Source organism: Providencia rettgeri, assembly GCF_013702265.1.
Taxonomy (GTDB): domain Bacteria; phylum Pseudomonadota; class Gammaproteobacteria; order Enterobacterales; family Enterobacteriaceae; genus Providencia; species Providencia zhijiangensis.
Genome location: NZ_CP059348.1, coordinates 883,369 through 906,731, shown reverse-complemented (window position 1 = coordinate 906,731; position 23,363 = coordinate 883,369). Strand labels below are relative to the sequence as shown.

The 23,363-nt window shown below is 41.9% G+C and carries 18 protein-coding genes; 9 read left to right on the top strand and 9 right to left on the bottom strand.

Annotated elements, in window-relative coordinates:
- Window positions 1-22: 22 nt before the first annotated feature.
- A complete protein-coding gene (phoR, locus tag H0913_RS04020; RefSeq protein ID WP_181478015.1) occupies window positions 23-1,342 on the bottom strand; it encodes a phosphate regulon sensor histidine kinase PhoR in 1,320 nt (439 codons plus the stop codon).
- A 23-nt stretch (window positions 1,343-1,365) separates the two neighbouring features.
- Window positions 1,366-2,055, bottom strand: coding sequence for a phosphate regulon transcriptional regulator PhoB (phoB, locus tag H0913_RS04015; RefSeq protein ID WP_036953802.1), 690 nt, complete (start codon window positions 2,053-2,055; stop codon window positions 1,366-1,368).
- 333 nt (window positions 2,056-2,388) lie between these two features.
- Here phoB and sbcD point away from each other — a divergent pair, with 333 nt between their 5' ends.
- The 4 genes from sbcD (at window position 2,389) to H0913_RS03995 (ending at window position 8,858) form a co-directional block, all read left to right on the top strand.
- Window positions 2,389-3,603 (top strand): exonuclease subunit SbcD, encoded by a 1,215-nt coding sequence (gene sbcD, locus H0913_RS04010; protein WP_154637965.1) that lies wholly within the window; start codon window positions 2,389-2,391, stop codon window positions 3,601-3,603.
- Window positions 3,604-3,605: 2 nt separating this feature from the next.
- Window positions 3,606-7,289, top strand: a complete 3,684-nt coding sequence (locus tag H0913_RS04005) for an AAA family ATPase (RefSeq protein ID WP_181478014.1) — start codon at window positions 3,606-3,608, stop codon at window positions 7,287-7,289.
- Between the two features lie 216 nt (window positions 7,290-7,505).
- Entirely contained in the window at window positions 7,506-8,105 is a 600-nt protein-coding gene (locus H0913_RS04000; RefSeq protein WP_036953792.1) for a nitroreductase family protein, read from the top strand.
- A 453-nt stretch (window positions 8,106-8,558) separates the two neighbouring features.
- Entirely contained in the window at window positions 8,559-8,858 is a 300-nt protein-coding gene (locus tag H0913_RS03995) for a hypothetical protein (RefSeq protein ID WP_154602757.1), read from the top strand.
- 268 nt (window positions 8,859-9,126) lie between these two features.
- Here the strand turns inward: H0913_RS03995 and H0913_RS03990 are convergent, their stop codons facing one another.
- On the bottom strand, window positions 9,127-11,076 hold the full coding sequence (locus H0913_RS03990; protein WP_181478013.1) for a bifunctional 2',3'-cyclic-nucleotide 2'-phosphodiesterase/3'-nucleotidase: 1,950 nt from the start codon (window positions 11,074-11,076) through the stop codon (window positions 9,127-9,129).
- 539 nt (window positions 11,077-11,615) lie between these two features.
- Window positions 11,616-12,524 (bottom strand): fructokinase, encoded by a 909-nt coding sequence (gene mak, locus H0913_RS03985; RefSeq protein ID WP_154602758.1) that lies wholly within the window; start codon window positions 12,522-12,524, stop codon window positions 11,616-11,618.
- Between the two features lie 175 nt (window positions 12,525-12,699).
- On the opposite strand from mak, the gene rdgC reads away from it, so the two are divergent.
- Window positions 12,700-13,605 carry a recombination-associated protein RdgC gene (rdgC, locus tag H0913_RS03980; protein ID WP_132496167.1) on the top strand — a complete coding sequence of 302 codons (906 nt, stop codon included), beginning with the start codon at window positions 12,700-12,702 and terminating at the stop codon, window positions 13,603-13,605.
- Between the two features lie 236 nt (window positions 13,606-13,841).
- Window positions 13,842-14,351 carry a GNAT family N-acetyltransferase gene (locus H0913_RS03975; protein WP_154602759.1) on the top strand — a complete coding sequence of 170 codons (510 nt, stop codon included), beginning with the start codon at window positions 13,842-13,844 and terminating at the stop codon, window positions 14,349-14,351.
- A 184-nt stretch (window positions 14,352-14,535) separates the two neighbouring features.
- On the opposite strand, the gene yedF is transcribed toward H0913_RS03975, so the two are convergent.
- From yedF to exbB, 4 genes are all read right to left on the bottom strand, one after another.
- Window positions 14,536-14,775, bottom strand: coding sequence for a sulfurtransferase-like selenium metabolism protein YedF (gene yedF / locus H0913_RS03970; RefSeq protein ID WP_006657165.1), 240 nt, complete (start codon window positions 14,773-14,775; stop codon window positions 14,536-14,538).
- A complete protein-coding gene (gene yedE / locus H0913_RS03965; RefSeq protein WP_181478012.1) occupies window positions 14,772-15,986 on the bottom strand; it encodes a selenium metabolism membrane protein YedE/FdhT in 1,215 nt (404 codons plus the stop codon). The genes yedF and yedE overlap by 4 nt, the downstream gene beginning before the upstream one ends.
- Window positions 15,987-17,359: 1,373 nt before the next feature.
- A complete protein-coding gene (gene exbD, locus H0913_RS03960; protein WP_036950331.1) occupies window positions 17,360-17,791 on the bottom strand; it encodes a TonB system transport protein ExbD in 432 nt (143 codons plus the stop codon).
- Window positions 17,792-17,796: 5 nt separating this feature from the next.
- On the bottom strand, window positions 17,797-18,738 hold the full coding sequence (gene exbB / locus H0913_RS03955; protein ID WP_181478011.1) for a tonB-system energizer ExbB: 942 nt from the start codon (window positions 18,736-18,738) through the stop codon (window positions 17,797-17,799).
- A gap of 363 nt (window positions 18,739-19,101) precedes the next feature.
- Between exbB and metC the strand changes: the two genes are divergently transcribed.
- The 3 genes from metC to H0913_RS03940 all read left to right on the top strand — a co-directional run bounded on the left by metC (window position 19,102) and on the right by H0913_RS03940 (window position 22,136).
- Window positions 19,102-20,286 carry a cystathionine beta-lyase gene (metC, locus tag H0913_RS03950; protein WP_181478010.1) on the top strand — a complete coding sequence of 395 codons (1,185 nt, stop codon included), beginning with the start codon at window positions 19,102-19,104 and terminating at the stop codon, window positions 20,284-20,286.
- A 137-nt stretch (window positions 20,287-20,423) separates the two neighbouring features.
- On the top strand, window positions 20,424-21,098 hold the full coding sequence (locus tag H0913_RS03945) for a DedA family protein (RefSeq protein WP_181478009.1): 675 nt from the start codon (window positions 20,424-20,426) through the stop codon (window positions 21,096-21,098).
- Between the two features lie 138 nt (window positions 21,099-21,236).
- The gene (locus H0913_RS03940; protein ID WP_181478008.1) at window positions 21,237-22,136 is read left to right on the top strand and encodes a PhzF family phenazine biosynthesis protein; all 900 of its coding nucleotides are present in this window, start codon (window positions 21,237-21,239) and stop codon (window positions 22,134-22,136) included.
- Window positions 22,137-22,190: 54 nt separating this feature from the next.
- On the opposite strand, the gene H0913_RS03935 is transcribed toward H0913_RS03940, so the two are convergent.
- On the bottom strand, window positions 22,191-23,222 hold the full coding sequence (locus H0913_RS03935; protein WP_154602765.1) for a MerR family transcriptional regulator: 1,032 nt from the start codon (window positions 23,220-23,222) through the stop codon (window positions 22,191-22,193).
- Between the last annotated feature and the right edge of the window lie 141 nt (window positions 23,223-23,363).

Sequence of the window (23,363 nt, the reverse complement as noted above, 5' to 3'; positions counted from 1 at the left end):
TAGCAAGGTTTCGTTTTTTAGGTTATTTTGCGCTTAATGTATTCACTTTCTTGTCTGACACAATAAACACTGGTGGTAATGTGAATGAAAACTCACTGCCCTTGCCAACCTGACTGGTTACTGAGAGCTGGCTACTATGGTGTTGAACAGCATGCTTAACAATCGCTAAGCCCAACCCTGTTCCCCCACCACCTTGCCTTGAACGCGCTTTATCCACACGATAAAAACGCTCTGTTAAGCGAGGAAGGTGCTCGGCTGGAATTCCAGGACCATTGTCACTCACACTAAACTGCGCGCCATTACTGGTTCGCTGCCATTTCACCTTAATTTTCGTGCCGTCTGGCGTGTGGTTTATGGCGTTATACACTAAGTTAGCAACCGCACTTCGTAGCTGCTCTTCATTACCATGAACTCGAAGTTTTTCATCAATACTGAATTCAAACTCGTGCCGCCCTTGGCTTAAGCTAATCGCTTCTTGTTCAATCATCTTAAGAATGACCGGCATATTAATCTGTTCATCAAGATTAATTTGAGGGGCAACCTCAATACGGGATAATTGCAGTAATTGCTTCACCAGGTTATCCATTCGATGAGTTTGCTCTTGCATCACCGATAACGCTTTTTTATTCATCGGTGAAGTGCCCTCTTGATCATCCATGACTTCAAGATAACCTTGTATAACGGTTAATGGCGTTCGTAACTCATGGCTAACGTTAGCAAAAAAGTCTCTACGCGCTTTTTCTAGACGGCGTTTTTCAGTCACATCTCTAGCCACCATCAAGAGTTGATCACTCGCATATGGCAAGATACGAAACTCAACAATTTCGCCACTGTTAAGCTCAATCGTCAGCGCTTGGTCATAGTTTTTCACGGTGAAATAGCGGCTAAAATCAGGATAACGTAATAAATTAAAAATATGCTGTCCGTTATCCTCAGGCCAGCGAAAACCAAGAAGCTGTTGAGCATGGCGGTTACACCAGAAAATATTGCCTTCGGTGGTCATGATTACTACGGCATCAGGCAAGGATTCAGCCCCGCTGCGAAAACGCTTAATCAGCTGCCCGAGCTCACGGCGACGCTTACGGTTACGCTGCTGCATCTGATAGATACCATAAAATATTGGCTCCCATCCCCCTTTGCCATCCGGCGGTAGCATACTTCTATCCAACCAGAGCCAGTCAGAGAGTTTTAACAGGTTATATCCGTGCCAAATGAGTGCTGCGAGTAGCGAGATCACTAGCAGCCACGGAAGATGTCCAATAAAAACAGACAGTATCAATGCGGGTAAAATAAATAAAAACAGCCCCCAAATCAGCTGTTTTAAGGATAAGCGTTCAAGCACCCATGTTTCTCCCTAATGGTTTCTCAATAGCGAACAGAGAAGCGGTAGCCAGTACCACGAACCGTTTGCACCATCTTATCATGTCCATCTAACTCTAACGCTTTTCTTAAACGACGAATATGGACATCCACCGTTCTGTCTTCCACATACACGTTGGCACCCCAAACATAGTTGAGTAACTGCTCACGGCTATAAACTCGCTCTGGATGGGTCATAAAGAAGTGGAGTAATTTATATTCGGTAGGCCCCATATCAATGGGAATTTCCTTGCTGGTAACGCGATGAGAAGTAGGGTCAAGCACTAACCCGTTCATCTCGATAATATCTTCTGTCGCCATTGGAGAAATACGTCGTAAAATAGCTTTAACACGAGCTATCAATTCTTTTGGTGAAAACGGTTTGATGAGATAGTCATCCGCTCCCACTTCTAATCCTTTCACGCGATCTTCTTCTTCGCCCCTTGCCGTTAGCATCATGACGGGGACATCGCGCGTAGCACTATCACGCTTCATATGTTTAATGACTTGGATACCGGAACCTCCGGGTATCATCCAATCCAATAATACTAAATCAGGAAGGGGATCAACCAATTGCGCTATCGCAGAATCATAATCATCAGCCTCTGTCGGCTGAAAACCATTCTGTTCCAATACAAAACAAACCATTTCTCGGATGGGCGCTTCATCTTCAACGACTAGAATGCGTCTTGCCATGATTGTTCCTGTAAATAAGAAGAGATTTTTAATGTGACCGCATTATGCGTCAGTTTTGTGACAGAATTATGAATATCTTAACGCGCATTCAAGATCTATCATTAGATTAACAGCTTAATGTCATGTAAGTGAAATATTAACACCACATCTGGCCATCATTGCGAAGCGCTTCGCAACTCTCTTATTTTTACTATTTAATTTGCCATGCCTTTGCTTTCACTGAACCGATATACAGTATACTGTGACACAGCAAACCAAATGGTTTGAATATGAGTATAAAGCATCAGAATATTAATATAGTAAAAGCGTCATAATCACAGGAACCGCTAGCTCATGCGCATCATCCACACTTCAGACTGGCATTTAGGTCAGTATTTTTTCACTAAAAACCGATCTGCTGAACACCAACACTTTTTGCGTTGGTTAATAGAGCAAGTCAATCAGTACCAAGTGGATGCCCTGATTGTGGCTGGCGATGTTTTTGATACTGGCGCACCGCCAAGTTATGCGCGCGAACTCTACAACCAGTTTATTGTTGATTTGCAAAAAACAGGCTGCCAATTAGTTATCTTGAGTGGAAACCATGATTCTGTCTCTGTTTTGAATGAATCCAGCGCGTTATTACGTTATTTAAATACTCACGTCATCACATCAAACAGCGAATCCCCTGTCATCACATTGAAAGATAAGCAAGGGAACCCAAATGGGTTAGTGTGCGCAATCCCCTTTTTACGGCCACGAGATATCCAAGTCAGTATTGCGGGGCAAAGCAGTGAAGAAAAACAACTTTCATTACAAAATGCCATTCGTGAACACTACCAAAGCTGTTACCAAAAAGCCGTTGAGCAACGTACTGAGCAGGGCTTAGATATCCCGATTATTGCCACGGGGCATTTGACCGTCGTCGGTGCAGAACTGACAGATTCCGTGCGTGAAATTTATATCGGCACATTGGATGCCTTTCCTTCTGGTGCGTTCCCACCTGCTGATTATATTGCGCTCGGACATATCCATCGGCCTCAACTGATTGGTGGACAAGCACATATTCGCTACAGCGGCTCTCCGATTGCACTCAGTTTTGACGAATCACAACAACAAAAAAGTGTCTGCTTAGTGGAGTTTAATCAGCACCAATTTACCAATGTCACTCTGCTGCCAATTCCCGTTTTCCAGCCGCTATTGAGTTTAAAAGGCTCGTTGAAAGAACTGCAAAAACAATTAATGGACTTACCTGTCCAAGAAAATGAGCGCCCTATTTGGTTAGATATTGAAGTCGCCACCCAAGACTACCTTGGTGATATCCAGCAACGTATTGAGGCTCTCACCCAAGAACTCCCTGTCGAAGTTGTTCGCCTACGCCGAGCTCGACGGGCACAAACAGGTCAAAACCTCACTCCGCAGAATGAAACATTAAGTGAACTGACTGCCGAAGAAGTTTTTACCCGACGACTTACCGAAGAGTCACTGGAAGACAAAGCGTTAGAGCAGCGTTTATTGCAGCTGTTCAAGCAATCCTACGCCAACTTGCGCAATGAGCAGGGAGAATAACTTTGAAAATCTTAAGCTTACGCCTGAAAAACATTAACTCCCTAAAAGGTGAATGGAAGATTGATTTCACAGAAGAGCCTTTTGCCAGTAATGGATTATTTGCTATCACAGGCGCAACTGGCGCGGGGAAAACCACCTTATTGGATGCTATCTGCCTTGCGCTTTACCACCAGACTCCACGGTTAGGGGCAATATCAAAAAGCAAAAATGAGTTGATGACCCGCCATACTGGCGAATGTTTAGCTGAAGTGGAGTTTGAAGTTAAAGGCATCGCTTATCGCGCATTTTGGAGTCAACGCCGGGCAAACAATAAACCCGATGGTAACCTGCAAGATGCAAAAGCAGAGCTGGCAACCGTCGCTGATGGGCAGATTATTGCAGAAAAAATCAGTGAAGTGCGTGAAAAAATTGTGCAAATCACCGGGCTAGATTTTGGGCGTTTCACAAAATCCATTTTGCTCTCTCAAGGGGATTTTGCAGCCTTTTTAAATGCCACCGAAAAAGAGCGTGCCGATTTACTAGAAGAAATCACTGGCACCGAAATTTACAGCCAGATTTCGGTGTATATTTTTAACCAACATAAACAAGCTAAAACCGATCTCGATATTCTTCGAGCGCAAGCGGGCAGCATTAACTTACTTACTGAATCAGAGCATCAAGAACTCGTTGAAAAACAGCAACAATATTTAGCGCAAGAACAGCAACTGAGCCAGAATAAAAACCGCCATCAACAAGCGCTAACATGGCACCAGCAACATCAACAATTAGTGCAAAATACCCAGCGATTACAGATTGCACAGCAGCAAGCTTTACAGCAATATCAAGCCTCAGAAGCCAGCTTACATAAGCTGGAACAAAGCGCCCCAGCAGAAGCGCTACGTCCTGATTGGCTGGCCGTGCAAAGCCTGCAAACTCAACTCGATGAACAGACCCAAAAGCAGCAGCGCACCACATTACTTTTAGAAGACGCTCAAAAGCAGCGCTTGCCATTGGTCGCCCAATACACTCAAGCTCAGTCGGAACAAAATCAATATAAAGAGTGGGTACAAAAAACCACGGCAATGATCGATAACGAAGTGCGACCACTCGACAATTTACTCGCACAACTTAACCAGCAAAAAAATCAATTAGCCGAGCAAATAAATCAGCTAAATGGCGAATATTTGCAGAAAAAATCCAGTGTAGAAAGTACCCAGCAGAAAATTCTTCATGCCAATAATGAGTTGAATACAACCCAGTTATTTCTACAAAAACATCAAAATGATGCTCAGATTGTCGCGCAGCTCGGAAGCTGGCAACAGCAAGGGAAATTTATTTATGAACTTACAGAACGCCTAAACCAAAGCCAGAAAAAACAGCAAGTTATCAACCTTGAATGGAAAACCCTACAACAGGTTCAGCAGCAAAAATCCAAAGAATCTCAACAGGCTCAAAGCCATTTAGAAGAGCAGCATTCTCGCTTTAATCTGCTCGAAAAGCAGTTTCAGGAATATAAACAAAAGTACAATATAGAAGAAATTAAGGCTGCGATTTCACAGCGACAAGAGCATTTGCAGCATGTGAAAATATTACCTGTTTTACTGACTCAATATGAAGAAAAACAGCTGCAATTACAGTCACAAACACAGTTACAAAACCAACTCGGCGAATCTATCAACCGATTAGAGCAACAGGTTGCCATTACGCAAGATAGAGTGACTCAGCTCCTGCCTCAACGACAAATTTTAGAGCAAAAACTTCAGCTAGAACAAAAAATTGTCAGCTTAGAACATGAGCGCCAACTGCTCATTGAAGGAGATCCATGCCCGCTTTGTGGCTCGTTGGAGCACCCTGCTTTAGCATCATATCAAGTCGTTATGCCCAATGAGACTCAGCAACAACTGGCTACGCTGATGACTCAAATGGAGACCGAAAAACAAAAGCTCACTGAGCAGCAAGCCTTATTGCAAGCAGACAAACGCCGCCAGCAAGATAACGAATTGGCTCAAAAGCAACTACAAGAGCAGTTCAATAACCTGAACAATCAATGGCTAAAGGCATGTGAGCAAGCACATATCCCTGAACTAGCCAAAACCGCGTCAGCGGTAGAGCAATCCCTCGTTGAATTACAAGAAGAGCTTACCGCTCAGCAAGCCATCATCAACGAATTTGCACAGTTAGAGCGTCAGTACCAAGAGGCTAAAAACCAATATTATGAACAGCAAACTCAAGCCAAACAGCTGTTTTCTGAGTTATCTCTCCTTGATGAGAAACTAAAGCATCACTCCCAACAATTAGAAGAAAACCAAGCTGAACAGCAATCTTTGCAGCAACGCTTTGAGCAACAAGCACAGCAGCTTACAGACTCGCTGGCTCCATTTAATCTCACCCTGCCAAGCCAAGCGCAATTTACCACTTGGCTACAAGAGATTGAGCAACGCGGGCAATATTATGAAGCGAAAAAAGCAACCTTCCTGCAAATCACCAAAAATATTGAAGTTGATACGGCAACGCTTGCAGCTGAAACAGCGAATGCTCAGCAATTAGCTCAGCAACTTTCTGCTCAGCATCAGCAATTAGAGCAATTAAATCAGCAAATTGAACAAAAAAATACGCAACGCCAGAATCTGTTAGAAGGCCAAACTGTTGCTATTTATGTTCAAAAAATGCAAGAAAAACAAGCTCAATACACACATCAAGTTGATACGCTTTCAGAGCAAATTAGCGCAATAGATAAAAATATTGCCGCACTCAATGGGAGTGCTCAAGAACTTGATCACCAATTGAAGCAACTAAGCCAACGACAGTTAGCCGCTCACGCTCAGTTTGTTGCTGCACTCAGTCGCAGCCCTTTCTCGACTCAAGAGCAATTCCTTAATGCCTTACTACCTACCGAAGAGAAAATTGAGCTGGAGCAGCTTAAACAGCGAGTAACTCAACAGCGGCTGGAAGCGGAAACTCGCTACCAAGAAAGCCTGTCAGCAATGGCAAATCATGAGCAACAGCGTTTAGTGGAGTTTGCTGAGTTTTCAGTGGAACAAATTCAGCAAACCCTCGAACAATTAGAGAGCCAAATCAAGATATTGAACCAGCAACAAGGTCAAATCATTAACCAGCTTGAGCGAGATCAGCAACAGCGTCACCAACAGCGCGAGTTATTGAATAAAATTGAACAGAGCCAATTAAGCTACGATGATTGGAGCTATCTCAATACCTTAATTGGATCCGCTGAAGGGGATAAATTCCGTCGCTATGCTCAAGGGCTAACCCTAGACTGTTTAGTCTCGCTCGCGAACCAACAACTCGATAAATTGCATGGTCGCTACTTACTGCAACGCAGTCATTTAGCCAACCTCGAATTACAAGTTATTGATGGCTGGCAAGGGGATAGCATTCGCGATACGAAAACCCTTTCAGGAGGGGAAAGTTTCTTAGTCAGTCTCGCGCTAGCCCTTGCACTCTCTGACATGGTGAGCCATCGCACGCAATTGGAATCACTCTTTTTAGATGAAGGTTTTGGTACGCTAGACGCTGAAACTTTAGACATCGCCCTAGATGCATTAGAAAGCCTAAATGCATCAGGAAAAACCATTGGTGTGATTAGCCATGTGGAAGCGATGAAAGAACGAATTCCTGTACAAATTGCGGTGAAAAAAACTAACGGACTCGGCTTTAGTGAACTTCCAAGTCACTATCGTGTTAGTTAACTGAATAGGGTTAAAAATTAAAATAACACAATGAATTTATTATACTTTTATAACAACATGCAAAAATTTGAACATTAAGGTTAAATTTTTTTTCTATGATTTGGTTGGGATACCTTTATAGTTATTCACATCGAAACAATTTACTTCGAAACAAGTTACGGCTTCTGAGGTTGTTCAATAAATTGCCGTGCTCTAAACAAAAGCAAGGGGACAAACATGTCTAACGCATTTATCGAAATGATTAAAAATCGTCGCACTATTTATAACTTAGGCGATTCATTACCAATCTCGGAAGAGAAAGTGGCTGGGCTTATCAAAGAAGCGGTTAAGCACTCCCCATCAGCATTTAACTCACAAACTTCACGTATTGTGGTGTTATTTGGTGCAGAACATAAAAAACTGTGGAATATCACCAAAGAAGCGTTACGTGCTATCGTTCCTGAAGCTGCTTTTGCTGGAACAGAACAAAAAATTAATAGCTTTGCAGCAGGTGCTGGTACCGTTCTTTTCTTTGAAGATAAAAATGTCGTCACTGGTTTACAAGAACAATTCCCACTCTATGCGGATAACTTCCCTATCTGGTCAGAACAAGCGAGCGGTATGGCGCAGCTGGCAGTATGGACAACATTATCTCAGGAAAATGTAGGTGCATCATTACAGCACTACAACCCATTAATTGATAATCAAGTTCAACAAGAGTGGGATATCCCAGCAAATTGGATTTTACGCGCTCAAATGGTATTTGGTTCAATTGAGCAACCTGCTGGTGATAAAGACTTTATGGACGACGACGTTCGTTTCAAAGTATTTAAATAATTCATCACTGAACGTTATTATCTTTATAGCCTCTGCAAATGTTTGCAGGGGCTTTATTTTATTTATTCACTCAAATCATTATATATTTAAATATATAACAAATCTGAATTTCATTAAATTCTTAACAATACAAAAATCTCTCCTATCACAAATTATCCCAGCATAAAACAGTCTCTTAATTATCATTCAAAATCGCCGACCACTTATTCAAAAATAATATTTCATTTTTATATATTGGTCGCAATTTTATAAAAAACAGCTTTTTTTAATCACTTATATAAAACTGAAAAATAACCTTAATTTGATTGACATCAATATGTTATATCCTCAGGGTAATAGTATTTACTTATAGACTAAACTTTTATTTTTGCATTATCGGTATTTGAACTACACTAAAAATAAGAGCACAGAAGCAGTATTGGATGGTGGTCAGTGTTATTAAGGGGGTGGACTATGAAACGTTTATCTTTATTAACTACTGTAGTGGCAATCTTCATTTCGAGTTGTTCTTTTGCAAGTAATATCAACCCATCTTCAGGAGGTACAGTTTCATTTGGTGGTTATATCTATGAGCCTCAGTGTGAAGTGGATATTTCACAAAAAACTCACGTAAATATTGATTGTTATCGCAATGGTAAAACAGTCACCGCTTCAGGTTCATTGCAAAATGGTAAAAAAGTGGAATCCGAGTATGTCAAAGTTGAATATGACAAATACAGTAAATTACCTATGTTAAACGTGACTTATGAATAAGTTAATTGAAGATGTAATAAGCATAATATTTCGGGGAGCTGCCATTTACTCTTAAGTTTAAACTCCCCGAATTTTATTTCTGTATTAATCCGCTTTTGCTGGCACATTGCCAATCAGCTATTTTCGATACCTCGGTACCTCGTTCCTTTATGACACTCTCCCTAATTATTTTTTTCACATAAATGTCATCACACATACATTTCTTTCTATGAAAAAAAAGCCTGACACAAGTGGCAGGCTTTCGGTTATCAATATTTTATGACTGCTATTACTTAGCGGTTAAATCAACTTGGTAAATAGCAAAACCGATATCGTCAGTACCCACTTTTTTCATTGGATATTGAGCATGTTGCTGAATAAACTCGGCGGCTTTTTCACTTGGTGAAGTTTCAAAGCGTACATCAAGTTTTTTATCGGTTTTAATTGGCGTGAAGGACCAGTTATTATCAGCCTTCGAAACCACTTCGCCTTTTTCTTTAGACACTTTAGCGATATACGCCGCTAAAATTGCACGGTTTTCATCTGGCGAAGCAAACGCAATATGCGCATCACCAGTACCTGCAAATTTACCGCCGTAACCACGATAGTTATTAGTCGCGATTAAGAATGCCGCTTTAGGATCGATTGGTTTGCCTTGGTAAGTCACATTTTTGATACGATTAGCATCTTTATTGACCACTTGGCAATCGGTGTCATATTTAGCTGGCTGAGTCAGGTCAATCTGGTAATTGACACCGCTAATGGTGTCAAAGTTATAGGTTCTGAAACCATCCCAGTTAATCAGGCTTTGTGGTTTAGTTGATTGTGCATCGATCTGGTTGAACATGCCCGCAGAGCACTCTAACCATTCAACCACATCCGCACCTGTTGCTTTCACAACCACTAACGTATTTGGATAGAGATATAAGTCAGCCGCATTACGGAAAGTTAAATCCCCTTTTTCCACTTCAACAAACTCAGAAGGCGCATTTTTACGTCCACCGGCTTTGAATGGTGCCGCTGCCGCTAATACTGGTAGGTCAGCTAAGTCTGGGTCACCTTGGATAAAGTTACGGGTGTAATCCATCTGAGCATCATTCACAATCTGAACCGTTGGATCACTTTGAACTAATGCCAAGTAGCTGTACATGTTTTCAGAAGCTTTACCAATCAGTTTACCCACGAAATCACGGGTACCTTGATGCTGCTCTTGGATGATTTTCACAAGCGATTCATCGCGCTCAACCAGTGCTTTCTTGTTGGCTTTATCATAAACAGGGCGGGCATGGGCTTGAGCTTCAACCACTTTCCAATCGCCGCTGTCATTGTTAACCACCAAATCAACCACGCCTAAATGGTCGCCCCATTGCCCAGGCATAACTGCTGGAATACCGTTGACGGTACCTTTTGCCACATCGACGCCTTTAATATCGGCAAATTCTTTGCTTGGGAACACACCGTGTGAGTGACCAAACATAATGGCGTTGATGCCCGGCACTTCGCTGAGATAGTAAACCGAGTTTTCTGCCATCGCTTTGTATGGCTCTTGTGAGAATCCTGAGTGAGGAATTGCCACAATCAGGTCAGCGCCCTCTTTTTTCATTTGTGGCACAAACTTTTTAGCAGTTTCAGTGATGTCATTCACCTTCACTTTGCCTTCTAAGTTTGGTTTATCCCAAATCATGATTTGTGGCGGAACAAAGCCGATATAACCGACTTTAATGGTGTGCGTTTTGCCATCACGGTCTTTTACCGGAGTATCAACGATGATGTACGGTTTGAAATAGTTTTCACCCGTTTTAGCATCAACGATATTGGCGTTGACGTAAGGGAATTTCGCGCCTGCAATGGCTTGTTTCAGGTAATCTAAACCAAAGTTGAACTCGTGGTTACCAAAGTTACCGACGGTGTAGCCCATGGTGTTCATTAAGCTGTGAGCAGGGTGAGATTCCCCTTCTTTCAAGCCTTTGTTGGCCATATAGTCAGCCAGTGGACTACCTTGGATTAAGTCACCGTTATCCACTAGGATAGCGTTGGTGGCTTCATTTTTCGCAGCTTTGATTAATGTCGCAGTACGTACCAGTCCAAATTGTTCGGTAGATTTGTCTTTGTAGTAGTCGAAGTCAATGAGGTTGCTGTGTACATCGGATGTTTCCATAACACGCAAGTCAACTGTGGCAGCGTTGGCATTAAATGCCACCAGCAGTGCCAAAGATGAAAGTTTTAGAGCCTTTTTCACGTTAAATCCCCTTTGTTGCCTTTTGAGAGAATGCCTCTCATAAAGTCCAGATTCATTTCATGGTTATTGGTCAAAAACCCAACCATACCCGAAATTGAGTCTGTCACTGTGTGTTGGATATCAAGTTTTAATGATAATGCCTGCAAACAGTAACCATTTTTTGTGACTAAATCACGGTTTTAGTCCATTTATGAATCCCGACTTTTATATAGCTCACAAAAATAGATTTATCCGATAAAAATCACCGCTATTATTTGAGTTATCGATAAAACCCGCTATTCCCCATATAACCCACCAACACTCACTTTATAAGTAGACAACTCCACCAGCTCACTTTCCTCTTTTGCCCTTCTTTTACTTTTACCTTTCTTTTGCCTTTTATTCTTTTATCTTTTTCACCCTTCCCCTCACCCATTGCTCTAAATAATTCGCGTTGTAGCAAGGCGGTAAGGGAGGCTAATCCCTAGGAGCATACACGAGTATGTGACGAGGGTTAGCGAACGTAGCCAACGCAGCTACAGCGTGAAGTATGACGAGCATTAACCCTCAGAGCAGAGCCAGGCGGCCCCCCGCACCCCACTCGAATCCCCATGCTCCGCCTTCCGAATTGGCGTATCAAACTCTCTACCAAACACCCATTGGCGAATCTTTTCTGGCAGATTTTCATAGAGTTCATCGACATTGCTCATTCCACCCCCTAACACTATGACGTCTGGGTCTAGCATGTTGACGGCTTGTGCTAATGCTTTTGCTAGGCGATTTTGGTAATGTTCAAAGGCTTTTATCGCGTGTTTATTGCCATTTTTTGCTAATTGAATAATTTCGGTGCCTGTTTTAGATTCTCCGGCCAGTTTTTTATAATCCGCCATAAAACCGGTACCGGAAACAAATTGCTCAGTACAGCCAGTCAGTCCGCAATAACACTTTTCGTCTGCCAGAAATAGCCGGTCTTGGTCATCTTGCCATGGTAAAGGGTTATGTCCCCACTCACCTGCTACGCCATTTCCACCAGAATGAACTTGCCCATTGATGGCTATTCCCGCACCGCAACCCGTTCCGATGATCACGGCAAACACCACTTTGGCGCCTGCCCCTGCGCCATCGACGGCTTCTGAAACGGCAAGGCAATTGGCATCATTCGCCATTTTGATAGGGCGACCTAAACATTCAGCGAGATCTTTATCGAATGGTTGTCCGTTTAACCATGTGGAATTGGCATTTTTCACTTTTCCCGTCACTGGAGAAAGTGTTCCGGGTATCCCTAACCCCACACTCCCGACTTGCCCTGTTGCGGTTTCTGCCTCATCAACTAAATGCTTAATTGCATCAAGAGTGCCTTGATAATCGCCTCTCGGCGTTGGCATACGCTGACGAAATAGAATATTGCCGCCATCATCCAGCGCGACCACTTCAATTTTTGTACCGCCTAAATCAATCCCTATTCTCATAATGGCACTCGCTTATTATCGATTTTTCATTTAATTGCCTGCTTACATTATTAGACGACCTTTATAGAAAGTAAAACCCGCAAAATGGCGGGCATTTTTTTTCGCTTAATAACGGACAATTCGCTATCATATCCGCCTTGCTAAACATGTTTTTAATGACAAAGGTAGGTTTTTCATGTGGTTCAAGAATATATTGGTCTATCGCCTGAATCGGGATTTGGCACTCTCCGCGGATGATCTGGAAAGACAACTTGCGCCGCTAGCTTATACCCCTTGTGGAAGCCAAGACATGATGAAAACTGGCTGGGTTCCGCCAATGCGTGGGGCAGATGCACTTACCCATGCTGCAAATAATCAAATTCTTATTTGTGCCAAGAAAGAAGATAAGATGCTGCCATCCCCCGTGATCAAGCAAGCATTACAAGAGAAAATTGAAAAATTAGAAGCAGACCAAGGTCGCCAACTGAAAAAAACGGAAAAAGCTTCGCTAAAAGATGAAGTGGTTCATGACTTACTTCCGCGCGCATTCAGTAAATTCAGTAAAACCTACATTTGGATTGATACCGTTAATCAACTGATTATAGTCGATGCTGCTAGTGCTAAACGCGCTGAAGATAATTTAGCGTTATTACGCAAAAGCTTAGGCTCGCTTCCTGTTGTTCCCTTGACCTTTAAAGACCCGATTGAATTAACGCTGACTGAATGGGTACGTTCTGGCGCATTACCTCAAGGTTTTGCCGCTATGGATGAAGCTGAGCTAAAAGCGATTTTAGAAGAAGGCGGGATCATTCGTTGTAAGAAACAAGACTTAATTTCTGATGAAATTGCCACCCATATTGAAGCTGGAAAATTAGTGACGAAATTATCGTTAGATTGGGAAGAGCGCGTTCAGTTTATGCTGTCAGATGACGGCTCCCTGAAGAAACTAAAATTCAGTGAAAAACTAAAAGAGCAAAATGACGATATCCCTAAAGAAGATTTCGCTCAGAAATTTGATGCTGATTATATTCTGATGACAGGCGAACTCAGCGCCTTAATCGCTCGCCTAATTGATGTTCTGGGCGGTGAAGCCGAACATTAATATTATTTAGCTTTTTACTCTGACTTCACGATGGCAACGGGCATTTACGCAAGTTGCCATTTTCTTTTTAGACCCCGCTTGCATAGCCACAATTAAGTCATTGACTGCCTTCCCGATCTCTGGTTGATTAAATTACATCCATGTAACAAATCAGTAGCAATTTTGATTATTCAATAATAACAACTCAAGCAGCTTCTTCATGAAGCTTTGGTCAATATTCGAGCGAAGGAATGGTTATGATAGAGTTCATCGAGCCAGAAGTGGATGAAAATTCCGTTGTCTCCTTGCAGAAGGTAACAGCTGAAAACTTTTCGGAAATCTGTTTGCTGAGCCATACACTCAGTGAAGCACAACGTAGCATGGTGGCAGATAATGCCTATTCCATGGTTGAGGCACAATTCTCTGACTGTGCTTGGTACCGAGGCATTTATGCGGATGATATCCCTGTAGGATTCATTATGCTGCATTCCGGGCTAGATGATGATGAGCTTGAATACGATGGCATTATGCTATGGCGATTTATGATAGCCGAGCCCTACCAAAAATTAGGATTTGGGCGTGAAGCCTTAATTCAAGTGATCCGTTACTTGAAAAAGAAAGGTTACCCACGGCTGTATAATAGTTGTGGTGAAGGGGAAGAGAGCCCATTTGAGTTTTACCAAAAACTCGGCTTTATTCCGACTGGCGGTTATATCGATGACGAGTGTGAATTAGTGCTAGATCTTGCTAACTGGCAGGATGAGTAACCGAACTATCACCTATAACAATCAGTTGTAATTTCACGACTGATTGGTAGCTTTAATACGCTAAATAGTTTGTGCTGTCGCAAGGCGGCAAATGCGTTAGACCCTAGGAGCATACACAAGTATGTGACTAGGGCTAAACGCATGAAGCCAACACCGCGACAGTGCAAAATATGACGCGTATTTGTTATTTCTGAATTAAATAACGAATAGTCGGCCCATCCTGCTGAATATCCAACACTTTATAACCATAATTTTTTGCATCTAAAGGGATATTATTGATAGATTGTGGGCAATCACTCACCACTTCTAATATCTCTCCAGGTTTTAACGATGGCATCGCTTCTAACGTCGCAACCGCAGGATATGGGCAAGGTTCGCCCACCATATCTAATCGATAATCTGGTACTATTTCTTTATGGCTCATGCGGCCTCCATGGATGTATTCGCCAGTTTTTGGGCACGTTTACGGAAGAAATATTTTTCCCATACCAGCATCAAAATAAATACAATAGCTAATAAAACATATGTGACGAGCAAGCCACCTTGCGGACCAAATGTCTCGAGCAAGTTCACTTTGTCAAAGTCTGTAGCTAACCATGGGCCTAAATCATCCCAGTAATACGCAAGGATAGTCGCACCGATAATATTACCGAAACCAACCCACCAGTAATGAACTTGACCTTCAACGGCACGGTACATCCAGCCAGTTTCACAGCCACCAGCTAAGACAATACCAAATCCGAACAGTAACCCACCAATCACAGCATTTGGGCCTGCCCACATAATCTTAGGTGTCGCGCCCAATTGCACATAACTGAAAATACCAATAGCACTGACCGCCATACCAATGATAATCGCTTTCGCCATATGAGTACGACCCGTGATCCATAAATCACGAAACGCTGAAGTAAAACAAATTTGGGCGCGTTCAATCAGTAAACCAAAACCAATCCCACATAAGATAGCAAAGCCCATGACTGGTGCATCCAGTAATGTATAAAAGCCCCACGCAAGCGCGACAGCAAAGATAGCCATGCCTAACTTAAAGCGTTTTTTAGCTGTATTCGGATTTTGAGTTAATGGCGATGCTGTTGAGACTTTTTTCAATTTTACCGCGATACGGAACATCGGCAGCAGGGTGAATTTGGCACCAAAGTAGGAGCCGACGGCAGTCGCTACAGCAAAGAACCAAGCGTGTAACGAGAATTGAGGGATACCCGTAAAGAATGCGGCTAAGTTACATCCCATGGCGAGACGAGCGCCAAATCCAGCTATAATCCCGCCGAGGATGGCTTGAAAAATTCGAACCCGATGCTGCGGCATACGAATTTTCACATTATTTGCCCAAAGTGCTGCGGCAAAACAGCCAGCAAACATACCGATAATCATCACACCATCAATTCTATCTAATGGTGATCCTTGAAAACCAATAACTTTGAAATAGCCCCACTCTTCTGGATGCGCACCAAATAGCTGCATAATATGCCCACCCCAGCGGGTAAACTCACCAGTTACAGCCCAAAAAGTGCCCGTTAAACCAAAATAATAAGTCGATAAGATACCTGCCGCAATCACCGCAGGTAACGGTTTCCAAAAACCGATGAGATAGTGAGATTTAAACTCAGACCAAGTCATTTTTACTTCCAGAATGATTCAAGCCAGCACCTGGCAAAGAATTTCGCTGTTGTATGATGTGTTGCTACATGATGTATTGCTACATGATATATAGCTAAATGCCCCACAGCGAAGAGGTGCACATCATACTCTGATACTTTTTATCATTAAATGATAAATTATGAATATTCTCAGAAAGATTGATTTAACCACAGGCTTCATCACACAGCATGTGGCCTATTCTTTACATAAATTCTGATAGTACAGTTGATGATTAAAAGATAAATAAACATACAAAAAAAACGCCATCGTAATGATGGCGCATGGAAGTATAGTCTTATCTTATTTATAGAGGAGTATAATATGAAATATTTTTATTACATCATTTTGCTGTGTGTCGTCTAAAGTCAGCCCATTTGACTTCAGTAATAACATCCGAACTTACATCTAACAACTAAACATCGTACACTCGAGTATGATTGATTATATTTATTTTTAATATAAAGCCTAATCAAATATCAACTAGTACTTTATTTATTCCCTAGCATTAGTAAATTGAAAAATAAAAAACTCGAGATGAAAAGTTATTTAAAAGTATTTCTAAATGTTATTGGCTGCATTATAGCGCTCATGAAATGTTGCGCAAGTGTTTTTTTATTTTATTTAAGGATTATTGATGAATGGTAAAAAATACATTAAATAACAATAAATTAGACTTAAGATTACCAATGAAAGCATCAGTTTGGTATTTATAACAGTAATTACATATTTATATTTCATTATTCAAGTACATTTAAAATAATTTTATTAATAACACTTATATTAATAAAATTACCTAGCTTATTTACTCGCTTTTTTTATCATTTCAATTAGAGTTAAATGTATTAATAATTTTTATTATTCTCTCTTTTTGTCTGAACTTCATCTAACAGCTTAACTCTGCTGTTATTTTGAACGATGATATCACCTTTATTCATGATTATTCTAATAATCAGCAAGTTCCATAGTAACCCACACCAAATACTCCAAAAATGATACTCTCAATTGGAGTATTCAATGAAATTACTCTGTATGTGAATAATCCCGTACAATATGGATGGTTTATTTTCAATTAACCTTATCAAGCCTTTTTTAAAAGTGATTTTATGTGAGCAGAATTTAAAATTACTCTAACTTAAATAAAATCAGAAGAAATTCCGAATAAAATTAAACCTTTTGTTTGTGAAACTATAAAGAGAGAGCATTTTTTTAGCAAAAATGTTGCAAGAATATGCAAAAGATAGGGTGTATAAAAATTGATATGCATAAAAAAATGCGTTTTATCTCAAAGCATCAACGTGAAAATATCACCCGAGATACAGAGATAAAACGCATTATTACGTGAAACAACTTAGCTATTTAGCGTTAGCTGCTGTTGCTTCCATTCCGACTAAGCCAATCTTAAGATACCCCGATTGACGCAATGCATTCATTACATCCATCATCGTTTCATAATCCACACTTTTATCCGCTTGGAAGAAAATTGTGGTTTCTTTATTGGTGTTTGTCGCTTGATCAAGAGTTGAACCTAATTGTTCTTTACTGACCGCTTGCTCGCCGATGAATAGCTGACTATCTGATTTCACAGTTAAGAATACTGGCTTTTCTGGTCGAGGCTGAGGCTTCGCAGTGGAAGCAGGTAAGTCGACTTTAATATCAACAGTAGCCAATGGCGCTGCAACCATAAAGATAATCAGCAGAACCAACATAACATCGATAAACGGTGTTACGTTGATCTCATGCATTTCACCGCTATCGTCTTGTTCGTCACCTAAACGCATTGCCATAATAATTACCTTGCTTTGCTGTTTGCCAGATCGAGGTCACGCCCCAGTAACAACGCTGCTTGTGCAGCAACATCACCCACTTGACCACGATAGTTGTTGATCATACGAGCAAAAATATTATAGATAACCACCGCAGGAATCGCGGCGATAAGACCGATTGCTGTTGCCAGCAACGCTTCGGCGATCCCAGGAGCAACAACCGCTAAGTTTGTGGTTTGTGAGTGAGCAATACCAATGAAGCTGTTCATGATCCCCCACACGGTACCGAATAGACCGACAAATGGAGAAATCGCACCAATTGTTGCTAAATAACCATTTCCACGTCCCATATAACGGCTGATTGCTGCAACCGCTCTTTCTAAGCGGAAACCTGTACGGTCTTTAATACCCGCAAGGTCTTGGCTGTTTACCGAAAGCGCTCTTTCTGTTGTCGCTTCAGCTAATAACATGCGCGTAATACTACCCGCTTTAAACCCTTCCGCGATAGATACCGCTTCATCAAGAGATTTTACTTCTGCAATTGCTTTTGCTTCATCTTTTAAACGACGACGTGCAATTAAAATCTCACTTCCTTTGGATAAGAATAGCGCCCATGTAATCACGGATGCGAGTAACAGACCAATCATCACCGTTTTTACAACAACATCTGCGTTTTGGTACATACCCCAAACCGATAAATCCTGATCAAAACCGCCACCGTGAGCTTCAGTCGCAATCTCAACATTTTCAGTCACTACCGTATTTGTCACGACAGATTCCGGTGTTGTTGCTGGAGTTGTCGTTGCAGGAGTCGCAGTCACTTCCGTTGTAGAAAGTGTATTTGCAGGAGCGGCTGTTGAACCTTGGTTAGCTACTGGTGTAGTAGGTGTGACAGCGGGTGTTGTTTCTGCGGATGCCGTGCCCATTAAGCCGATCGCCAATAGAATAGAAGCTGTTAATTTACGCATCAGTTGGCCTTTACTCTCTTATTTTGTGTTGTATAAAAAAATTTATATCGATGATTGTGCCATTCATCGACTAACCATTAAAAGCGAAATTTGATTCACGCATTCATCTCTTTTCGTCAAGATGTCAGATAATATCAAACACACCACGAATTGATAGTAATTATCATTAGTATTCGCAATTTTTTGTCGCTCATCAATATTACCCTCATAATGTGATTGCAAGACAACACGATTTACGACTTGATAATGAAGAAAATTCAGCTAACCACTTTTGTTCTTGCTCTGGTAGACCAAAATCATTTAACGTCAGGTGATAACTTAGCCAATCATTTGATTTTCTATCGGTAAATAAGGGATAGCTCAATGGCAAACATAAAACCAGAAACCCAGCTCGTGCATCTTGGTAGAAACCCTAAATTCACTCAAAAAGGGGTAAACCCTGTCATTCAGCGCACCTCTTCCGTGATTTTTGATTCGGTAGAAGATAAAAAGCACGCGGTACGCAATCGTGCGAATGGCGTATTAATGTATGGTCGCCGAGGTACACAGACCCATTTTGCTTTCCAAGAAGCGATGACCGAATTGGAGTGTGGGGCTGGTTGTGTTCTTTATCCTTCAGGTGCCGCTGCAATCACTAATGCCATTATGTCGTTTATTAGCGCGGGGGATCATATTCTGGTCACAGGGTCTGCCTATGATCCGACACAAAACTTCTGCGACAAAATCCTCACTAATTTGAATGTTGAAACGAATTATTTCGACCCATTGATTGGTGCCAAAATTGCCGATTTAATTCGTCCAAATACGAAAATTGTCTTTTTGGAATCACCAGGTTCTATCACCATGGAAGTGCACGACCTGCCCGCTATCGTAAGAGCCATTCGCCAAAAATCCCCAGAAATCATTATCATGATCGATAATACATGGGCTGCGGGAGTCTTACTTAAACCTCTTTTATTTGATGTGGATGTCTCTATTCAATCCGCGACAAAATACATTAATGGCCATTCGGATGGCATGTTAGGGGTCGCTGTTGCCAACCAACGCTGCATCGAAACCCTGCGAGAAAACTCCTATTTATTGGGGCAAACCGCCGATCCTGATACCGTTTACATGGCAGGTAGAGGACTTCACACCCTACCAACCCGCCTCAAACAGCATGAAGCAAACAGTTTAACCGTCGCAAACTGGTTAGCGGAGCACCCCGCAGTGGCACGTGTTTTTCACCCTGCACTTCCAAGCCACCCTGGGCATGAATTTTTTAAACGCGACTTTAGTGGCTGCAACGGTTTGTTTTCATTTCAATTAAATTCGCGGTTATCCCCTAAACAGTTCAGTGATTTTCTTGACCACTTTAGCCATTTTAAAATGGGGTATTCATGGGGCGGGTTTGAATCGCTGATTCTTGGTTATCAAACCGAAGATTTACTCAGTATGCGCCAATACGATTATCAACCTGATAATGGGTCATTTTTCCGTCTACATGTCGGTTTAGAGCATCCGCAAGATCTCATTGATGATTTACAACGCGCCTTCACTCGTATTTAAGCACCAACATTTCTTCCTTACTATTAGGCAGTTAATCACTGCCTTTTAGATAATTACCCAAACAAATCAAACTAGGCTGAAATTTTTCCTGTAATATAGAGCCCAATAATTCGCTTTATGCAGATACAGGAACGATTATGGAAGTCATACGCGAAATCGTACTGGCACTTTGGCACCACGATTTTATGAAGCTCGCCAACCCAGAAGTTCTCTGGGTCATTTACACCGTACTCTTTGTGGTGATTGTATTAGAAAATGGCGTGCTCCCTGCCGCATTTTTACCCGGTGATACCCTTTTACTACTTTCTGGCGCACTGATTGCCAAGGGTGTTTTGCACTTTGTCCCCACAATCTTGCTGCTGGCGACGGCTGCGAGTTTAGGCTGCTGGCTTGGATTTGTTCAAGGGCGTTGGTTAAGCGAAACGAAGATAGTTAAACGCTGGCTTTCTCAACTCCCTGAGGAATATCATAAAAAAGCCAATGATATGTTTAACCGCCAAGGTTTATATGCATTATTAATCGGACGCTTTCTGGCAATCGTAAGAACACTACTGCCATTGTTAGCGGGATTATCCGATTTAAGCCATCGCCGTTTCCAGTTATTCAACTGGCTTAGCGGGTTATTGTGGGTCGGTATTATTGTGACTTTGGGCTATGCCGTTAACCAAATTCCTTTCGTTAAAGAGCATGAACAAGTCGTGATCACCGCACTGATGATCATCCCTGTTGTACTGTTGGTCAGTGGTTTGATTGGTTCCATTATTGTTTACTGGAAACACCGTAAAGCCTTAAAAGGCAGTAAAGAAAGCTAATTTTCTCTCAAAGCTAACGCGACCAATACACATTTACGTGCTTGGTCGCTGCGGCAAAATCGACATCTAACCTCTCAATATGCGCCCATTTCATCCCCATAAATAATAAAAAAAGCGCTTAATTACCTTGGAGTCACCATGCATAACACAGCTATGCCTATAGATGAGCGTACGCTCAATGTTCATCTTGTAAACTCATTTACTCGAAATAACACAGGCGGAAATCCTGCAGGAGTCGTACTCAATCCCCCGAAACTCAGTGATGCACAAAAAATTGCGATTGCTCGCCAAGTGGGATTTTCCGAAACGGCATTTGTCTATACCGGAGAAAGTGCGGGTGAAGAAACAGATTTTAAAGTGGATTTTTTCACCCCTGAAAGTGAAGTCGACTTTTGTGGGCACGCGACATTGGCTGTCTTTTTTACCCTATTTTCACTGAACCAGTTGAGCGCTGGTACCTACTCCCAAAAAACCAAAGCAGGTATTTTAAATGTTACGGTCAGTGCTGATGGGGTCATTATGCAACAAACTCTTCCCGTTAGCCGCCAAGGGCCTGATGTAAATGTCGTCGCCGCAGCATTAGGTATCCCAACTGAGACAATCACGGAAACAGGCTTACCCATTGAAATTATCTCCACTGGATTACCTGATATTTTAGTCCCCGTGCAATCCAATCAATTAGATAATTTAAAACCTAATTATGATGCTATCGCACAGCTGAGCCGTGAATTTGACTCGATTGGTTTTCATGTGTTTGAGTTAAGCCAGTCACCTTACTTTACTGCTCATTGCCGAAATTTTGCTCCGCTCTACGGGATTACAGAAGAGTCTGCAACCGGTAGCGCCAGTGGTGCACTTGGCTGTTATCTGGTGAAACATGTCTTCCCCACAGAAACCCATTTTCTGTTAGAACAAGGGCGAGCAATGGGGTGCTCCTCGCAAATTCAAGTGGAAATCTCTCATCAAGATCAGGCTATCAGCCGAGTTTGTGTGGGTGGACAAGCCGCAACAATGGGTATCCAAAACGTCCATTTTTAGCCTACTAGCGGCTAAAACAAAAAAGTCGCGGCATATTCTGTCGCGACTTTGATATCAGGAATGCTTAGCCAATAAGTAACTAATGGCAGAAAATAGATACTGCCCAATTTCTGGCGTCATCCATGTTCCTTGGGAAATCACAGGATCTTCGCGATAAATCGTGCGAATTTTTTCCTGTAATACGAGGTCGCCCCCAGTAAACTGGTTAAACATGGTTAACCACATCCCCGCCAACTTCTGCACATTCGGCGAATCTGGAGTATCTCCCGCTTTCAATGCATTATAAATTCCTGAAATAAATTCAGGCCACACTTTGCCAGATTCAAAATAATGTTGGCTAACAAAAGTAAATTGCTCTGCGGTTAAATGGGGTTTAAAACGCGATAATTGATACTCACTAAAGCCCCGAGCTACAAAGTCAATCATCGCTTCAGTGATCCCCGTCGAGAACATTAGCTCATTGTCGGTTAAGTGAATTTGATTTAAACGTGCAAAGAAATCAGGGTTTCCGCCCGTATCTCTTTCCAAGGCCGTCATCCACTCAACAGCGACAGCTTGTACTGTGGCCGATTTCGGTGATTTACCTTTTTCCATTAACGATTTTACTGTGGCGACCCGCTGCTGCCACTCTTGATTTTTCAATGTATTCGCCGTGTATAACGGCAATTGCTCAAGCTCTTGAGGGGTAAAATATTTATCAAACATCGACATCATCTCCAATAAGGAAAACCAATCAGCCTGAGTGGGGTTATCTCCCTGTTGCATTTGCTGCTGTAACCGCTCGAGACGTGAACGCAGTTTTTCAATCTGCTTCATCTGCTCGGTTAACAGACTAATACGCTCTTGCAGCAAAAGAGAGATATCGCCACTGTGACCATTAAGTAACTCACCGATGTCTTTCAGTTTGACTCCCACCTGACGCAGCATCTGAATTTGCGTCAAACGTTCAATACATTGCATATTATAGAGTCGATAACCTGCATCGGTTCTGGCAGTCGGCAGTAATAAACCAATCTCTTCATAATGGTGAAGGGTACGAATGGTTAATCCTGTTTTCTCTGCGATCTCACCCACTTGAAATAGCATCTGCGCCTCCTGTCCTGAAATGCAGGTTAGTGCCTCACGTTACGTGAGGGTCAATCACTATTGTGCACTATTTTTCATTTATTTTAATTTATTCCATTTTTCGCTAACCATAAAAAAACCCCAGAGGCGATAACACCACTG

What these genes read in the sequence shown, in the direction of transcription:
- phoB (WP_036953802.1), bottom strand. Translation starts at nt 2,055, where the DNA reads ATGGCAAGACGCATTCTAGTCGTTGAAGATGAAGCGCCCATCCGAGAA.
- sbcD (WP_154637965.1), top strand. Translation starts at nt 2,389, where the DNA reads ATGCGCATCATCCACACTTCAGACTGGCATTTAGGTCAGTATTTTTTC.
- H0913_RS04000 (WP_036953792.1), top strand. Translation starts at nt 7,506, where the DNA reads ATGTCTAACGCATTTATCGAAATGATTAAAAATCGTCGCACTATTTAT.
- H0913_RS03995 (WP_154602757.1), top strand. Translation starts at nt 8,559, where the DNA reads ATGAAACGTTTATCTTTATTAACTACTGTAGTGGCAATCTTCATTTCG.
- mak (WP_154602758.1), bottom strand. Translation starts at nt 12,524, where the DNA reads ATGAGAATAGGGATTGATTTAGGCGGTACAAAAATTGAAGTGGTCGCG.
- rdgC (WP_132496167.1), top strand. Translation starts at nt 12,700, where the DNA reads ATGTGGTTCAAGAATATATTGGTCTATCGCCTGAATCGGGATTTGGCA.
- H0913_RS03975 (WP_154602759.1), top strand. Translation starts at nt 13,842, where the DNA reads ATGATAGAGTTCATCGAGCCAGAAGTGGATGAAAATTCCGTTGTCTCC.
- yedF (WP_006657165.1), bottom strand. Translation starts at nt 14,775, where the DNA reads ATGAGCCATAAAGAAATAGTACCAGATTATCGATTAGATATGGTGGGC.
- yedE (WP_181478012.1), bottom strand. Translation starts at nt 15,986, where the DNA reads ATGACTTGGTCTGAGTTTAAATCTCACTATCTCATCGGTTTTTGGAAA.
- exbD (WP_036950331.1), bottom strand. Translation starts at nt 17,791, where the DNA reads ATGGCAATGCGTTTAGGTGACGAACAAGACGATAGCGGTGAAATGCAT.
- exbB (WP_181478011.1), bottom strand. Translation starts at nt 18,738, where the DNA reads ATGCGTAAATTAACAGCTTCTATTCTATTGGCGATCGGCTTAATGGGC.
- metC (WP_181478010.1), top strand. Translation starts at nt 19,102, where the DNA reads ATGGCAAACATAAAACCAGAAACCCAGCTCGTGCATCTTGGTAGAAAC.
- H0913_RS03945 (WP_181478009.1), top strand. Translation starts at nt 20,424, where the DNA reads ATGGAAGTCATACGCGAAATCGTACTGGCACTTTGGCACCACGATTTT.
- H0913_RS03940 (WP_181478008.1), top strand. Translation starts at nt 21,237, where the DNA reads ATGCATAACACAGCTATGCCTATAGATGAGCGTACGCTCAATGTTCAT.
- H0913_RS03935 (WP_154602765.1), bottom strand. Translation starts at nt 23,222, where the DNA reads ATGCTATTTCAAGTGGGTGAGATCGCAGAGAAAACAGGATTAACCATT.